At 41.2% G+C, this 15,064-nt stretch carries 15 protein-coding genes and 1 pseudogene; 13 read left to right on the forward strand and 3 right to left on the reverse strand.

Translation table 11 applies throughout. The features are described from left to right. A pseudogene (locus ABZB17_RS11775) lies at positions 1 to 189 on the reverse strand (aspartate-semialdehyde dehydrogenase); the annotation flags it as partial. An 81-nt stretch (positions 190 to 270) separates the two neighbouring features. On the opposite strand from ABZB17_RS11775, the gene ABZB17_RS11780 reads away from it, so the two are divergent. From ABZB17_RS11780 to arsC, 10 genes are all read left to right on the forward strand, one after another. After that, positions 271 to 1,710 carry a lamin tail domain-containing protein gene (locus ABZB17_RS11780; RefSeq protein ID WP_372650462.1) on the forward strand — a complete coding sequence of 480 codons (1,440 nt, stop codon included), beginning with the start codon at positions 271 to 273 and terminating at the stop codon, positions 1,708 to 1,710. Between the two features lie 182 nt (positions 1,711 to 1,892). Beyond that, positions 1,893 to 2,225: a PadR family transcriptional regulator gene (locus ABZB17_RS11785; protein ID WP_319479384.1), complete on the forward strand. Its 333-nt coding sequence runs from the start codon at positions 1,893 to 1,895 to the stop codon at positions 2,223 to 2,225. After that, complete coding sequence (locus ABZB17_RS11790) at positions 2,226 to 2,939, forward strand: hypothetical protein (RefSeq protein ID WP_372650464.1); 714 nt, start codon at positions 2,226 to 2,228, stop codon at positions 2,937 to 2,939. Positions 2,940 to 2,946: 7 nt separating this feature from the next. Beyond that, positions 2,947 to 3,651: a hypothetical protein gene (locus tag ABZB17_RS11795; protein ID WP_372650466.1), complete on the forward strand. Its 705-nt coding sequence runs from the start codon at positions 2,947 to 2,949 to the stop codon at positions 3,649 to 3,651. Between the two features lie 58 nt (positions 3,652 to 3,709). Continuing rightward, positions 3,710 to 5,176, forward strand: a complete 1,467-nt coding sequence (locus ABZB17_RS11800; protein WP_372650467.1) for a DUF5687 family protein — start codon at positions 3,710 to 3,712, stop codon at positions 5,174 to 5,176. A gap of 161 nt (positions 5,177 to 5,337) precedes the next feature. Then, a complete protein-coding gene (locus ABZB17_RS11805) occupies positions 5,338 to 6,060 on the forward strand; it encodes an ABC transporter ATP-binding protein (RefSeq protein ID WP_372650468.1) in 723 nt (240 codons plus the stop codon). 137 nt (positions 6,061 to 6,197) lie between these two features. Beyond that, positions 6,198 to 6,668, forward strand: a complete 471-nt coding sequence (locus ABZB17_RS11810) for a regulatory protein RecX (protein WP_372650470.1) — start codon at positions 6,198 to 6,200, stop codon at positions 6,666 to 6,668. A 142-nt stretch (positions 6,669 to 6,810) separates the two neighbouring features. Continuing rightward, a protein-coding gene (gene prfB, locus ABZB17_RS11815) for a peptide chain release factor 2 (RefSeq protein WP_372650471.1) occupies positions 6,811 to 7,900 on the forward strand; the annotation gives its coding sequence in 2 pieces (ribosomal slippage) (positions 6,811 to 6,873 and positions 6,875 to 7,900; 1,089 coding nt in all). Between the two features lie 99 nt (positions 7,901 to 7,999). Beyond that, entirely contained in the window at positions 8,000 to 10,075 is a 2,076-nt protein-coding gene (ppk1, locus tag ABZB17_RS11820) for a polyphosphate kinase 1 (protein ID WP_372650473.1), read from the forward strand. A gap of 14 nt (positions 10,076 to 10,089) precedes the next feature. Then, complete coding sequence (gene arsC / locus ABZB17_RS11825; RefSeq protein WP_372650475.1) at positions 10,090 to 10,428, forward strand: arsenate reductase (glutaredoxin); 339 nt, start codon at positions 10,090 to 10,092, stop codon at positions 10,426 to 10,428. A 108-nt stretch (positions 10,429 to 10,536) separates the two neighbouring features. Here the strand turns inward: arsC and sucD are convergent, their stop codons facing one another. Both sucD and sucC read right to left on the reverse strand, forming a co-directional pair. Continuing rightward, positions 10,537 to 11,409 (reverse strand): succinate--CoA ligase subunit alpha, encoded by an 873-nt coding sequence (gene sucD / locus ABZB17_RS11830; protein WP_045033541.1) that lies wholly within the window; start codon positions 11,407 to 11,409, stop codon positions 10,537 to 10,539. 32 nt (positions 11,410 to 11,441) lie between these two features. After that, positions 11,442 to 12,575: an ADP-forming succinate--CoA ligase subunit beta gene (gene sucC / locus ABZB17_RS11835; RefSeq protein ID WP_372650477.1), complete on the reverse strand. Its 1,134-nt coding sequence runs from the start codon at positions 12,573 to 12,575 to the stop codon at positions 11,442 to 11,444. A 288-nt stretch (positions 12,576 to 12,863) separates the two neighbouring features. On the opposite strand from sucC, the gene ABZB17_RS11840 reads away from it, so the two are divergent. Genes ABZB17_RS11840 through ABZB17_RS11850 form a run of 3 tightly spaced genes read left to right on the forward strand, consistent with a single transcriptional unit; the run spans position 12,864 to position 14,958 of the window. Then, a complete protein-coding gene (locus ABZB17_RS11840; RefSeq protein WP_319499709.1) occupies positions 12,864 to 13,481 on the forward strand; it encodes an SIS domain-containing protein in 618 nt (205 codons plus the stop codon). Between the two features lie 46 nt (positions 13,482 to 13,527). Beyond that, the gene (locus ABZB17_RS11845; protein ID WP_319499710.1) at positions 13,528 to 14,070 is read left to right on the forward strand and encodes an isochorismatase family protein; all 543 of its coding nucleotides are present in this window, start codon (positions 13,528 to 13,530) and stop codon (positions 14,068 to 14,070) included. A gap of 57 nt (positions 14,071 to 14,127) precedes the next feature. After that, a complete protein-coding gene (locus tag ABZB17_RS11850) occupies positions 14,128 to 14,958 on the forward strand; it encodes an MBL fold metallo-hydrolase (protein WP_372650479.1) in 831 nt (276 codons plus the stop codon). Positions 14,959 to 15,064: the final 106 nt, after the last annotated feature.

Below are 15,064 nucleotides of genomic sequence, written 5' to 3' on the forward strand. Positions count from 1 at the left end.
ATCTTTAAAATCGTCGCCGTGTTTGAGTTCTTTAACTGTAAGCTGTTTACCCTTAAATTCGTAAGTTTTGCCGGCACTTCTTGCCGAACCAAAAATTACCAACTCATCCATAGGAAAATCTCTTTCAGCAAGCACTTTCAGGAACTCCTGTCCAACAGCACCGCTCACTCCAACAATTGCAACTTTCATGTTTGATTTTTTAAAAAATTTATAGTCTTTTCTGTCTAAATGTGCGTCAAAGTTAGTATTTTGCTTCTAATTGTAAATGCTATGAAACCCAATCTTCTAAAATTATTAACATACTCTTTCATCCTGTTTTTCAACCCAATAAATGCACAGGAAATCTGGCACGAAAGTTTTTCTATCCCCGATAAAGGCGTTTGGGGAAAAAGCGATGGAACTGGTGTCAATTCAGACTTCATCGGCATTACAAAATGGACACTCGATTTTAGCCAGGTCGCCCTCGAAACCGAAGACGATTACGCCAAAACAGTTACAACTTCCGGCGGGCGTTTTGAGTGCTGCGACATTAATGGAGAAGTAGTTTGGCGTTCGGAAATTATCGATATTACGGCCTTTAAGAATATCACCATTCAGCTTGATGCCAACGAAACAGGCAGCAGTACCAACGAAGAACAGAAATACCTAAAAGCATTTTTTATTCTTGATCAAAGTGAAGAACAATCTTTTGAAATCAACAGCGATAATCGGGGAAACTGGGGGCAAACCGTTGCACAACAATCCGGGCTTGTTGGAAATGATTTGCAAATCGTGGTTTATATGAATAATCATTACGCATCGAATAAGGTAATCCTAGATGAAGTGATTGTTTCGGGCGAAGAAAAGAATCCGGTTGTCATCGAGCCCGGCGACATTGTTTTGAATGAGGTACTTTTTAACCCGGTTCCGGATGGAGAGGATTATGTAGAGATTTACAACAACTCGGAAAAAGAAATCCCGCTGAATAAACTTTACCTCGCTTCGCGCGACGGCGATTTGGAGCTTACACAAGTTTATGCACTAACGAGCGAAAAGCAGAAATTGCTTCCCAACGAATATCTTGCGCTAACAAAAGATACGCTTGGTGTTTTTCCGTGGTTTTCCATCAACTGTCCCGAGTGTTTTCTGCAAATGGAAAAATTCCCTTCGTTTAATAACGATGATGATTACGTGGTTCTGCTAAACAGCGATATGGAAATCATCGATGAATTTTACTACTACGAAAAAATGCATTCTCCTATTTTCTACGATCGTGAAGGTATTGCACTCGAACGTATTTCCTTTTCGGCACCAACAAACGATGCTTCTAACTGGCATTCAGCATCCACACAATCGGGGTATGGAACACCGGGCTACCAGAACTCACAATTTATAAATCATGAAGCACAAAAAATATCAGTGACATTTCAGCCGGAAGCTTTTTCTCCGAATAATGACGGTTATAACGACAATTACTCAATCGATCTTTCGATGGACAGCCCCGGATATATTTGCAACATTCTGGTATTCGATACTGCCGGGCGCCGACTGTGTAAACTGTCCGACAATGCGGTTTTGGGAACGCACGAACAAATTAGCTGGAATGGAAAGGACGAGAATGGAAATCAGTTACCAACCGGCCCCTATATTGTTATGGTTGAAGTTTTTAATACCGACGGGACAGTGGAGCGTTTTAAAGACGGAGTGGTTTTAACTGACAGGTTTGAATAATTTTACACCGTGGCTTCAGCCCGGTGATTTCACTATAACAATGGAAAATCGGCTTTAGCCTTTAAAATACATTAACGGCTGAAGCCAAGTTAAATAGGAAATTTTAAAATTGCCAAGCTAAAGCATGGCACAAAACACATGCCTAATTTGCTTAGGTATTATATTTTTCATAATTTTAATCCATGCAAAAAAACAACTTGTACAAGGGAAGTCTTTCAACCATAGTGCTTTCGCTGTTAAAAGAGCAAGGCAAAATGTACGGATACCAGATTACCCGCGAGGTGGAAAGAATTACCAGCGGACAACTTAAAGTTACCGAAGGTGCACTCTACCCCACCCTGCACAAACTGGAAGCCAAAGGCTTGTTGAGTGTTGAAATGGCCAAAGTAAACAACCGTGTACGGAAGTATTATTATATCACCGAGAAAGGGAAAAAAGAAACTGCCAACTTGTTGAATGAAATGAAAAGTTTTATTTCGAACATGGAAGTATTGATTAACCCAAAACTGGCATAAATGAAGCGAACCATTACACAAGAAGAAACCGAACATCTTTTTAGAGTTTGCGAAAACCACGATGTTTCTCAATACGATTTACAAATTGAACTGGTTGACCATCTGGCATCCTTAATTGAACAACACTGGGTAGAAAAACCGGAAGATCCCTTTAAGTATGCCGTTTATAAAGCACTCCAAAAATTTGGGTCGACCGGATTTCAACAAGTTAAACAGCAAAAACAACGGGCACTGACCCGAAAGTATAACCGTATTCTGTGGCATTATCTGCTTGAATTCTATCGTTGGCCAAAAATGCTGTTTACCCTGGCCTTAAGTTTGGCAGTAGTTTCACTGTTTAAAATTGTTCCTCAACTGCATTGGCTATTTGCTATTTATATTTTGGTGTTAGTTTGTGGCAACCTTGTTTATCATCTTCGGTATAAATCGATAACCGAAGCAAACCCCATCTCGGGTAAATCTTTTTTATTGTTGAATCAACTTAAACACATTCAATACTTTGCAATGTTTCTATGCTATTTACCTATTGGGGCAAATCTGCCATTTCAATTACTTGAGGAACAAAGCATAAGTATGCCAGCAAATTTCATTGTTTTGTTACCCGTCGCCTTTTTCATAGTAAGCTCAACCATTGTTCTGTTTGCTTATCTTTTTTTCATCCCTCAAAAAATCAAAGAACATTTTATCCAACAATTCCCCGAATTTGTAAAATAGAAGTACCATGAACCGAACCATTACACAAGAAGAAACCGAACAACTCTTCCAATTTTGCAGAAGACATTATGTGTACCATTACGATGTACAAATTGAATTGGTTGATCACCTGGCATCGTCCATTGAAGAACAATGGAAACAAAACCCGGAACTAAGTTTTGATGAAGGATTAAAAAACGCATTTAAAAAATTCGGGATTTATGGGTTTAGCAAGATTAAAAAGCAAAAAGAAAGAGAACTGAAGCGAAAGTACAACCGTTTGCTCTGGAAATATCTAGTGAAGTTTTACCGCTGGCCAAAAGTAATTACAACTTTTGTAAGCACTCTTGGATTGTTTTTACTGTTTCAAGTTATAGAAAAGTCGATTTGGATTATTGGAAGTTTTATGCTGTTATTGTTTATTGGAGTTATACTGTATCATTTCCTGATCTTTAAAAAAGCAAAGTTAGAAGCAATACCTGGGAAATCGTTTTTATTGGTCGACCAATATTCTCGTGTAACTCAGACTTATTCAGTAATTGCACAACTACCCAATATCTCTTTTCAAACATTTAACATTTTAGGACTCAAATCGATTGAAAACATCTGGATTCTTTTAGGGCTTTCATTTTTTATGGTAGCCTTAACTGTTTTTCTCTACGGACAGTTCTTCTATGTGCCCCAAAAGATTAAAGAACACTTTTTAGAACAATTTGCCGAGTTTGCTTTGTAACTTTTTCAAAGTACGGCTGACCAACAAATAAGAAAAACAATAATCACACAATTTAAAAATGAAACGAAACTTCTTCTACTTTGCCTGGCGCGAATTTCTGCGGTCGGCATCGAAAAACAAAAACATGGCCACCAAAGGTATCCTTATCTTTTTTGCCATTTATTTTTCGCTGGTGGCTTTTTTTATGGGCTTCCAACTCACTGAGAATTTAAAAGATCTTGAAAATCCAATTCAGGCATTTAATGCCATGCTGCTGATTTACTTTGGCTACGAGCTCGTTCTGCGAATTATGATCCAGAACCTGCCGACCTTTGGATTTCAGCCTTTTTTACTTTTACCGGTAAAACGTAAGCGAATTGCGCGTTACATGCTTAACAAATCGTTGCTGCATTTTTTTAACGTTTTGCCTTTAATACTCGGGCTGCCGTTTGTTATCCGTATAGCAGCACCAACACTGGCGCCTCCCGTTTTTTGGGCATGGCTGGCAGCGCTGTTTTTTATGATTTTTGTAAACCATTTTCTGGCGTTATACATTAAATGGCGAACCAACGAATCGGATGTTCTGTTTTACAGTTTTCTGGGATTAGCCGCCGGCTTAACGGCTATCGACTATTTTAATATCGTTGACCTGACAGGAGGCTTTGGAAAACTCTTCGATTTTGTTGTGGCCAATCCATACGCTGCAATAATCTTCCCTGTCGCGATTGTTGCTTTATACTTTTTAAATCAATCGTATATCAACAGCCGCTTTTATCTCGACGAACTCAGCAAAAAGAAAAAACAAGGATCTACACACGATTTCTCGTGGCTGAACAATGTTGGCGACTACGGAAAAATGCTGTCGCTGGAAGTGAAAATGATTATGCGTAACAAACGCCCGAAAAATACAGCCATGATGTCAGTGCTATTTCTTTTCTACGGACTACTGATCTACAAAACCAACGGCGGAGAAGAGATTCCGGAGTTTATTCTCGTTTTAGGCGGTATGTTTATGACAGGTGTTTTCAGCATGATGTACGGACAGTTTTTCCCGGCATGGCACGGTAAATACTATCCTTTGTTGATGGCTCAAAACGTACGAATGAAACAGGTGATTCAATCGGCCTTTTTCCTGATGGCAGTAACGAATGTTGTTTTTTATCTTCTTTCGTTGGGCTACATGTACATTTCGCCAAAGGTACTGTACATTCATTTAGTGGTTATGCTTTACAACGTTGGAGTAAACTCGTGGGTGATATTTGCACTTGGTTTAAACAGTAAAAAAGCAATCGAATTAAACCAGCGGGCAGCGTTTAACTACCAGGGCGTTGGCGCTACCCAGTGGCTGATGGCCTTCCCGGTTGTTTTTGGTCCGGTGGCATTTTACGGATTGCTTTCGTGGGCATTCGGAAGTATCGCAGCCTATATCGTTTTCGGTTCGCTGGGTTTTATCGGAATTATCCTTCACCCGCGTTTAATAGACTATTTTACCGGGCAATACCTCAAGCGTAAACACAAAATGATTTACAACTACAAATCAACCTAAAAAATAATGGCTCGCAGATAGCGCTGATTTCGCAAAAAACATGATAAATAAAATCTGCGATTATTTGCGTAATCAGCGAGAAAACAATCCGAGTTAGAAAAAAATAAAAAATTAACCATATGCCGGAAGCGCAAATCTTCCAGTTTCAAACTTTTAAAATCATGATACAAGTAAATAGCTTACAAAAAATATACAATGGAACAACAGTTCTTAATCTTGAAGAATTACACATTGCCAAAGGCGAAGTATTTGGCTTAGTTGGTAACAACGGAGCCGGAAAAACCACCTTCTTCTCACTCGTGCTCGACCTGATAAGAGCTAATAAAGGCGAAGTAGTAATCAACGGAATCCAGGTTTCGAAAACCGAAGAATGGAAAGAGCTGGTAGCTGCTTACATCGACGAAAGTTTTACGATTGGCTACCTCACGCCCGATGAGTATTTCGAATTTATTGGCGAATTGCGTGGTTTGAATGCTAAAGATGTTTCCAATTTTCTGGAAGATTACACCGACTTCTTTAAGGACGAAATTTTGGGTAAAAAGAAATTTATTCGCGACCTGTCGAAAGGAAACCAAAAGAAAGTTGGCGTAGTTGGTGCCCTGCTCGGAAACCCGGAGGTAATAATTCTAGACGAACCATTTGCGAACCTCGATCCGTCGTCGCAGTACCAACTCCGGAATATCATTAAGGAATTTTCGAAACAAAAGGAAAAAACACTATTGATCTCGAGTCACGACCTCGACCATGTGGCCGATGTGTGTTCACGAATTGTTATTCTGGATAAAGGTGAAGTAGTTCGCGATGTGGAAAAAACGGAATCGACTTTGGCCGATTTGGAAGAATTCTTTACCGGAGTACGCAAAGAAGAATCGCTTGCCGACTAGTGTTGTGTCATTTCAAAAAAGACACAACACCAGAAAATACCCCCACTCACCATATATTATATGCTGTACAATAGGAGAATAGGATTAAGTTAGATTTTTCACTATTTTTATTTTCCTTTAAAAATGGTTTTGAACGAATGGAAAATCACGATCAGCAAATTGAACAGGCCTATTCTAAAATGGCACAACTCTGCAGCCGTTCGGAGCAATGCTCTGCAGATATCCGTAAAAAAATACTGACTTACGAAATTGTAGATGAAATTGTAGACGAGATTATCGAAAAACTGATCGCTGAAAAGTACATCGACGACGAACGATTTGCCAGAGCTTACGTTAACGACAAGTTTAAATTCAACAAATGGGGCCGCGTAAAAATGCGTTTTTACCTGCGCCAAAAAGGACTTTCGGATGCCACCATTGAAAAAGGCCTTGAAAAAATTGATGAAGAGAAATACATAAAAGTGCTGGTAAAAACCATGAAAGACAAAGCCAAAACCATTAAGAAGAAAGACAAATTCACCAAAATGGGGCAGATTATCCGCTACACTCAGGGACGTGGTTTTGAACCGGAATTGATACACCGGCATATGAATGAAGTGCTGGAATAAAAAGCAGCGATCAGTCTCAGTCTACAGCCACCACAATCAAGTAATTTCAAGAATCCGGAATCTAGTATCCAGAAACCAGTATCAAATATCCGGATTCTGAACTTTTCATCGTACATTTGCGTCCAACAAAAATAGTTAAACAATGATTTTAAAGGAACAGGTAAAAGACCTTGTTGAGCGCCGGGATGCGCTGAGGAGGCATCTTTGACTACGATGCAAAGTTAATTGAGCAGGAAGAAGAAGAATTAAAAACCCAGGATCCTGAATTCTGGAATAATCCCAAAGAAGCCGAAGCCCAAATGAAAAAAATCCGCACCATAAAAGTGTGGACCGATGGCTTTAAAAAAGTACACGAAGCCACCGAAGATTTCCTTGTGCTATACGAGTTTTTCGAGATGGAAGAGGCCAGCGAAGAAGAAGTTGATAAGGCTTATACCGAAACGCTAACGCTGATTGAAGAGCTGGAAACACAAAATATGCTTCGTAACGAAGAAGACCGCCTGGGAGCCGTGTTACGCATAAATGCAGGTGCCGGTGGTACCGAAAGTAACGACTGGGCCGACATGCTGTTTCGGATGTACACGCGCTGGATTGAGAAACAGGGCTACAAAATGAAAATCGCCGACATGCAGGGCGGCGACGAGGTGGGTATAAAAAGCTGCACCATCGAAATTGAAGGTGAATTTGCCTACGGATACCTGAAAAGCGAAAACGGCGTGCACCGCCTGGTGCGCTTGTCGCCATTTAATGCCCAAAACAAACGAATGACTTCGTTCACTTCGGTGTATGTGGCACCACTGGTTGACGACACCATCGAAATAGAGATCAATCCCGCAGATATTACCTGGGATACTTTCCGAAGCGGAGGTGCCGGCGGGCAGAACGTAAACAAAGTGGAAACCGGTGTTCGACTGCGACATGCACCAACCGGAATTACCATTGAAAATACCGAAAGCCGCTCGCAACTGGGCAACAAAGAAAATGCGCTGAGGCTTTTAAAATCGCAGCTTTACGAAATGGAACTGCGTAAACGCCACGAAAAAACAGCAGAGATAGAATCGGCGAAAAAGAAGATTGAATGGGGCTCACAAATCCGTTCGTATGTGCTGCAACCCTACAAAATGGTAAAAGACTTACGTACCAATTTTGAATCGGGAAATATTAACGCAGTACTCGATGGCGAACTCGACGGATTTATCAAAGCCTATTTAATGGAATTTGGCGGGCAATAAATCGTCGAAAACCCGCTTTATTCTTGCTTTTTTCGCTGTCTTTTTACATCTTGTAAAGGTCGTCTTGTAATTTAATAACCGTTCAATTCTTCATTCAATATGTACTCAAAAGAAAAGTTCATAAACCGCGAAATAAGTTGGTTATCGTTTAACGAAAGAGTGCTTCAGGAAGCTCAGGATCCGGAAACACCGCTTTTCGAACGCATTCGTTTTATCGGAATTTTCTCGAATAACCTCGATGAATTTTTCAGAGTGCGCGTGGCAGCTGTCCGACGGATGGTTGCGCTTGGCCGTGATGAAGAAAACCTTTTGGGAGAGATGACGCCGGAAGAATTGCACAACAAGATACAGGAGATTGTATACGAACAGCAAAATAAGGTTCAGGAGATTTATGCCAATATTCTGGAAGAGCTGGAAGAGAATAATATTTTCATCATTGAAGAAAAGGACCTGACAGAAAAACAAGGCGAGTTTGTGCGCAATTACTTTTACGATAAAGTATTGCCCAACCTGGTGCCTATTATGCTGAGCAAAAAGAATAAGTTCCCTTATTTGCGTGATCGTTCGGTTTACCTGGCCGTTAAGCTTTGGAAAAAAGAAGACCCTGAAGATCTGGCCTATTCTCTGATCCGAATTCCGGGCCGTTCGGTACCGCGTTTTTTGGTGCTGCCTGAGGAGAATGGCAAACAGTTCGTACTTTATCTCGACGATATTATTCGTTTCTGCATGGCCGACATTTTCTTCTATTTTGATTACGACATGTATGGGGCTTATACCATAAAAATTACGCGCGATGCTGAGTTGGACCTCGACGATGACATTTCGAAAAGTTTTGTGGAAAAAATGAGCCACAGCCTGAAAAAGCGCAAAAAAGGAAAGCCGGTTCGTTTACTTTACGACCGTGAAATGCCCGATGATCTGCTCGATTTTTTACTAAAAAAAATGAGGTTGGCAAAAAGTGATGCAGTCCCGGGTGGCCGGTACCACAATCATAAGGACTTTATGAATTTTCCTGAGATCGGCAAAAAAGAACATTACTATACCAACCTGCCTCCTTCCCGACACAAAGACCTGCCTCCTTTTACCAGTATCCTGAAAATGATGCGCCAAAAGGATATTCTGTTGCATTTCCCATATCACACCTTTAATCATGTTCTCGATTTTCTGCGCGAAGCAGCAATCGATCCTCAGGTGAAAGAAATAGGACTTACGATTTATCGTGTTGCCGCCGACTCGAAAGTTGTGAATGCACTATTAAACGCCGTAAGAAACGGGAAGAAGGTTACTGTAGTAGTGGAGCTTCAGGCACGTTTCGATGAAGAGGCGAATATCCTCTGGTCCAACAAACTGCAGGAAGAAGGCGCCAATGTAATAAACGGTGTTCCCGGGATGAAAGTACACAGCAAGTTGGTGTGGGTTCAGCGAAAAGAAGAGGGTAAAATGCGTAACTACGCCTACATTGGCACAGGGAATTTCCACGAAGGAACTGCAAGGGTTTATACCGATAAAGGCTTGCTTACAGCCGATTCGCGACTGGCTGACGAAGTGGAAAAAGTATTTATGTTTTTCAAACAAAACTACCTGCATTTCGGGTATGAACACCTGGTAGTAAGTCCGTTCTCGATGCGCAAACACTTTGTAAAAAATATAAATCGTGAAATAGAGCTGGCCAAACAGGGAAAACCTGCGTGGATGATCCTGAAGATGAATAGCCTTATTGATCCGGGAATGATGATTAAGCTGTACGAAGCTTCCCAGGCCGGTGTAAAAATACAGCTGATTATACGTGGCATTTTCGGAATGCAGATAGGATTGGAAGGCTACAGCGAAAATATAACCGCCATTAGCATTGTGGATAAATACCTTGAACACACACGACTGTTCTTGTTTGGTGCCGATGGCGAAGAAAAAATGTACATCTCATCAGCCGACTGGATGTCGCGCAATCTGAACCGAAGAATAGAGGTGGCCTGCCCTATTTACAACGAGTCGATTAAAGCGGAATTAAAAGAACAACTACTCATTCAGTTAAAAGATAATTCAAAAGCCCGGATACTCGATCCAAAACTATTAAACACTTACTCCGACGGAGAAACAGATAAAAAATACCGGGCGCAGGAGGACTTCTACAATTACATTAAATCGATATCAGATTCAGAAACAGAAAATAATTAAATACAGAATAAAACATGAAAATATATCACAATCCACGCTGCTCGAAAAGCCGAAAAGGGCTGCAATACCTTGAAGACAAAGGTTGTAATTTTGAAGTTGTAAGCTACCTGACTGATGGCTTAAACGAAAAAGAACTTACGGAGCTGATTGCCAAAACCGGCAAAAAACCTTTTGACTTTGTTCGTCAGCACGAAAAAGACTACAAAGAGCAATGCAAAGGAAAAGTATTGAGCGACGAAGAATGGATAAAAGTACTGGTTGAAAATCCGAAATTGCTGCACCGCCCTATCGTGGTGAACGGCGACAAAGCAGTATTGGGAAATCCACCTGAAAATATTGATGAGATTCTATAAAAAACAAAGCGATACGCGCTTAATGGTTCTAACCGCTTAGCGCTTTATCCCACAAAAAAGAGGCTGCCCAATTTCGGACAGCCTCTTTTCTATTTTTCAAACCGGATATTACAATCCCAACTTTTCTTTTACTAATCCCGGAATATCCCGTGGCTCTTTTGCCACCGGAACATCTGCAGCTTTAAAAGCTTTAATCTTTTCTTCCGCAGTTCCCGATCCACTTGAAATAATAGCACCGGCGTGTCCCATACGTTTTCCCGGAGGCGCTGACTGCCCGGCAATAAACGCAACCACAGGTTTAGTCATTTTCTCCTTGATAAAACGGGCTGCCTGCTCTTCGGCATCACCGCCAATTTCACCAATTAAAACAACGGCTTCGGTTGCCGGATCGTTTTCGTACATCTCCAGCAAATCGATAAAATATAAACCTGAAACGGCATCGCCACCAATTCCTACACAGGTAGTTTGGCCCAGCCCGCTTTCGGTCAACATATTTACCACTTCGTAGGTTAACGTTCCTGAACGCGAGATTAAACCAACGTTTCCTTTTTTAAAGATCATTGCCGGAAGAATACCGATCAAACACTCCTCAGGAGTAATTAACCCCGGACAGTTGGCTCCAATCAGTTTTGTACCGTGTTTCTTTAAAACCGGAGTTACTTTAATCATGTCCTGAACCGGAACATGTTCGGTAATACAAACCACTAACTCAATACCTGCATAGCTGGCTTCCATAATGGCGTCGGCTGCAAAAGCCGCCGGTACAAATATTACCGATGCATTGGCTCCTGTTGCTTTAACGGCATCTTCAACACTGTTAAAAACCGGTACACCTTCAACTTCCTGACCGGCTTTACCCGGCGAAGTTCCACCAACAACATTGGTTCCGTAGGCTTTCATCTTTTCGGTATGGAAAGCTCCGTCGCGACCGGTAATTCCCTGTACGATTACTTTTGTATCTTTATTTATAAGTATGCTCATTACTTTTTCACTTTTTACTTTAAACTTCTGCCTTACTTTTTACTTAACTCAATTGCTGTTTGAGCCGCTTCGCGCATGGTTTCAACAACCGGCAATCCTGTTTGCTTAATAATTTCCAAACCTTCTTTTGCATTGGTTCCTGACAAACGAATTACAATAGGCACATCGGTTTTTATCTGATCGAGGGCGATTACCAAACCGCGGGCTACATCGTCGCAGCGGGTAATACCTCCAAAAATGTTGATCATTACCGATTTCACATTCTGGTCGCTCAGCAAAATATTCATGGCATCCACCACTTTTTGCGGATTCGATGAACCACCAATATCAAGGAAGTTGGCAGGTTCGCCGCCATACAGTTTAATCATATCCATGGTAGCCATTGCCAAACCGGCGCCGTTTACCATACAACCAATATTTCCATCGAGTTTAATGTATGAAAGACCTTTGGCATTTGCTTCAATCTCTTTCAACTCCTCTTTATCGGCCTCGCGCATGCTCAAAATTTCTTTCTGGCGATACAAGGCATTGTCATCAAAATTCATTTTTCCGTCGATAGCCAAAACCTGTTTATCGGGCGTAAGAACAAGTGGATTTATCTCTGCCAACGAAGAGTCGGTTTCGATATACAAGCGGTAAAGTTTTACCAAAATATTGGCACACTGGCGGATTTCTTTTGGATCGCTAAATAGCTGAATGGCAATTTTACGTGCCTGCCAGGGCATTAATCCCATCGATGGATCGATAGGCATTTTAATGATTTTCTCCGGCGAAACTTTGGCCACTTCTTCAATTTCAACACCACCTTCGGCACTTGCCATAAGCGTTACCGACTTGGTGTTCCTGTCGTTGATTAAACCAACATAAAATTCCTTTTCAATGTCCACAGCATCGGCAACCAGTACTTTTTCAACGGTAATGCCTTTTATGTCCATTCCAAGAATTTGTTCGGCTTTTTCAACGGCCTCGGCTTTTGTATTCGCCAATTTTACTCCGCCGGCTTTTCCGCGTCCTCCAACATGTACCTGCGCTTTTATTACACGCAGCTTGTCTTTGTCCGACACATTTTGTTTTACTTCATCAACCGTGTGGCAAACAACACCTTCCGGCACAGGAATCCCGTACTTCCTGAATAAATTTCGGGCTTGATATTCATGAATTTTCATATATATTAATTGTTTGTCGTCGAAAGCCAACTATAACCGGACCAGAAGCAAAAACATGGTTTCAACACTAGTTCATTAACTAATTGACTTTCAGTTTTTAAAAATTAATGTTAAATGTAACGATTATTTAACCGTTAAACCCTTCATTTTGTTTTGAAATTTTATGACTTACAACACATTTTTTCTGTAACAAAAATCACTTGATTGTAAAATTCTGCTAAAACAGAAATGCTGTACTGAGCCACTTCTTTTTTTTCAGTAGATTTGCAGCACTTAAAACAGATTACAATGAAGGAAGCGATCAGACAAGTTATTGAACATGAAGCAAAAGCCATTCAGGCTATTCCGGTAGAAGACGGGATGCTTGATGCTATTGAATTGATACACCGCCAGGTACACCAGAAGAATGGAAAACTGGTTACCAGCGGAATGGGAAAAGCCGGGCAAATTGCAGCAAATATTGCAACCACATTTAGCTCAACCGGAACACCGGCGGTTTTTCTTCACCCCAGCGAATCGCAACACGGCGACCTTGGAGTGCTACAACAAAACGATGTTTTACTGGTGATTTCAAACTCGGGAAAAACCCGCGAAATTATTGAGCTGATTGAGCTGGCAGAAAATTTATATGCAGGAATTCCGCTGATCGTTATTTCGAGTAACCCTGAAGGTGTGCTGGCAAAAAATGCCGACGCTTTTATTTACACGGGAAACCCGCAGGAAGTTTGCCCGCTGGGACTTTCTCCTACAACATCCACCACCGTAATGACCGTTATTGGCGATGCACTGGTGGTATCGATGATGAACAAAATTGGTTTTACCAACGACGATTATGCCAAGCGCCACCACGGTGGTTATTTGGGTAGCAAATCGCGTTTACAGGCCAAGACTGAGAAGAAAGATTGATAGAAGATTGAATTAGATTGAAGAGATTTTTAACCCGAAATTGAAGATGAGAATTACAAAAGAAAATACTGTTGGATTAGTTATCGATATTCAGGAGCGGCTGATTGCTGCCATGAACGATAAAGAAACACTGCTAAAAAATTGCGAAACACTAACACAGGGTTTAAAAGAGCTGGAAGTGCCGATGCTGGTATCGCAACAATACACAAAAGGATTGGGTGAAACAGTACCCGAAATTCAGGCTGCCTTTGACGAATTCAGCTACTTTGAAAAGAAAGACTTTAGCTGTTATGATGTTCCTGAGATAGCTGAAAAATTAAAAGAACTGAACGCAAAAAACATCATCATTTGTGGAATTGAATCGCACGTGTGTGTACTGCAAACTGCTGTTGATTTAAAAGCCGCCGGTTTAAACCCTATCGTTGTTATGGATTGTGTTTCATCGCGCACCGCTGCTAATGTTGAGTTGGCAAAAGAGCGTTTCCGTTTCGAAGGAATTATGATGAGCTCGTACGAATCGATCCTGTTTGAATTAACAGGTTCAGCCGGCGATCCTTCGTTCCGTGCCATTTCAAAACTTGTAAAATAAAAAACACCATAGTCATTGCCTGCAAATAATGCAGGCGATGACAATTAACAAAACAATATGCTCGAAATTTGCGCCATCGCATCAGGAAGTAACGGAAACTGCTATTACATTGGAAATGAAAACTCGGCAATTTTAGTGGATGCCGGAATTTCTACCAAGCAGATTCTGAATCGAATGAAAGAACGCGGTCTGGATGCAAGCAAGTTACGGGCACTTTTTATTACCCACGAACACAGCGACCACATGCGCGGTGCACGGGTTATGGGGAAACGACTTCAGATTCCGGTGTACATGACCGCCAAAACCTACGATGGTTCATATAAAAATCTTCGGCCCGATTACCCGCGGTTTTTTACCTGCGATGAAACGATCGAGGTGGATGATTTTACTGTTCACCCGGTACAAAAACTCCACGATGCTGCCGACCCGTGTTCATTCAGAATTAGCTACAACGACATTTACATTGGCGTTTTTACCGACATTGGTGAAGCGTGCGAAAATGTAAAAGCACATGTTGCAAAATGTAATGCTTTATTCCTGGAATCGAACTACGATGAAAAAATGCTTTGGGAAGGCCGCTATCCGCAGTTCCTGAAAGAAAGGGTTGCATCTAATGTTGGGCACCTCTCGAACGACCAGGCTTTTGAACTGCTGGATAAACATACCAACGGTGAATTGAGATGCGTCTTTCTGAGCCACATATCAAAAGACAATAACACGCATAAAAAAGCTTTGGAAACAATGCAGCCACTCACTGATCGATTCGAAATAAATATTGCATCGCGCTTTGAAGCCTCGGAAGTTTATCAGCTTACATCCACTGCTGGTCATAAAAAACAAATCCCGAACAATCCCCAAAATTTAAAACTGCAGTTTCCTGAGTTTTAACCGGCCACAAAAGCCGGATTGAGTCTTATTCGAGATTCGTTGCTATCCGGAATTTCTTCCGCAATACCAAATTAGCTTTTGATTTTGATATAATTAGCCATTCAAT

It is taken from the genome of Draconibacterium sp. (assembly GCF_041583095.1).
Taxonomy (GTDB): Bacteria; Bacteroidota; Bacteroidia; order Bacteroidales; family Prolixibacteraceae; genus Draconibacterium.

Bases quoted from the DNA above. Each gene is read 5' to 3' on its own strand.
- ABZB17_RS11805 (WP_372650468.1), top strand. From the start codon at position 5,338: ATGATACAAGTAAATAGCTTACAAAAAATATACAATGGAACAACAGTT.
- ABZB17_RS11850 (WP_372650479.1), top strand. From the start codon at position 14,128: ATGCTCGAAATTTGCGCCATCGCATCAGGAAGTAACGGAAACTGCTAT.
- ABZB17_RS11845 (WP_319499710.1), top strand. From the start codon at position 13,528: ATGAGAATTACAAAAGAAAATACTGTTGGATTAGTTATCGATATTCAG.
- ABZB17_RS11810 (WP_372650470.1), top strand. From the start codon at position 6,198: ATGGAAAATCACGATCAGCAAATTGAACAGGCCTATTCTAAAATGGCA.
- ppk1 (WP_372650473.1), top strand. From the start codon at position 8,000: ATGTACTCAAAAGAAAAGTTCATAAACCGCGAAATAAGTTGGTTATCG.
- ABZB17_RS11840 (WP_319499709.1), top strand. From the start codon at position 12,864: ATGAAGGAAGCGATCAGACAAGTTATTGAACATGAAGCAAAAGCCATT.
- sucC (WP_372650477.1), bottom strand. From the start codon at position 12,575: ATGAAAATTCATGAATATCAAGCCCGAAATTTATTCAGGAAGTACGGG.
- ABZB17_RS11790 (WP_372650464.1), top strand. From the start codon at position 2,226: ATGAAGCGAACCATTACACAAGAAGAAACCGAACATCTTTTTAGAGTT.
- ABZB17_RS11800 (WP_372650467.1), top strand. From the start codon at position 3,710: ATGAAACGAAACTTCTTCTACTTTGCCTGGCGCGAATTTCTGCGGTCG.
- ABZB17_RS11785 (WP_319479384.1), top strand. From the start codon at position 1,893: ATGCAAAAAAACAACTTGTACAAGGGAAGTCTTTCAACCATAGTGCTT.
- sucD (WP_045033541.1), bottom strand. From the start codon at position 11,409: ATGAGCATACTTATAAATAAAGATACAAAAGTAATCGTACAGGGAATT.
- ABZB17_RS11780 (WP_372650462.1), top strand. From the start codon at position 271: ATGAAACCCAATCTTCTAAAATTATTAACATACTCTTTCATCCTGTTT.
- arsC (WP_372650475.1), top strand. From the start codon at position 10,090: ATGAAAATATATCACAATCCACGCTGCTCGAAAAGCCGAAAAGGGCTG.
- ABZB17_RS11795 (WP_372650466.1), top strand. From the start codon at position 2,947: ATGAACCGAACCATTACACAAGAAGAAACCGAACAACTCTTCCAATTT.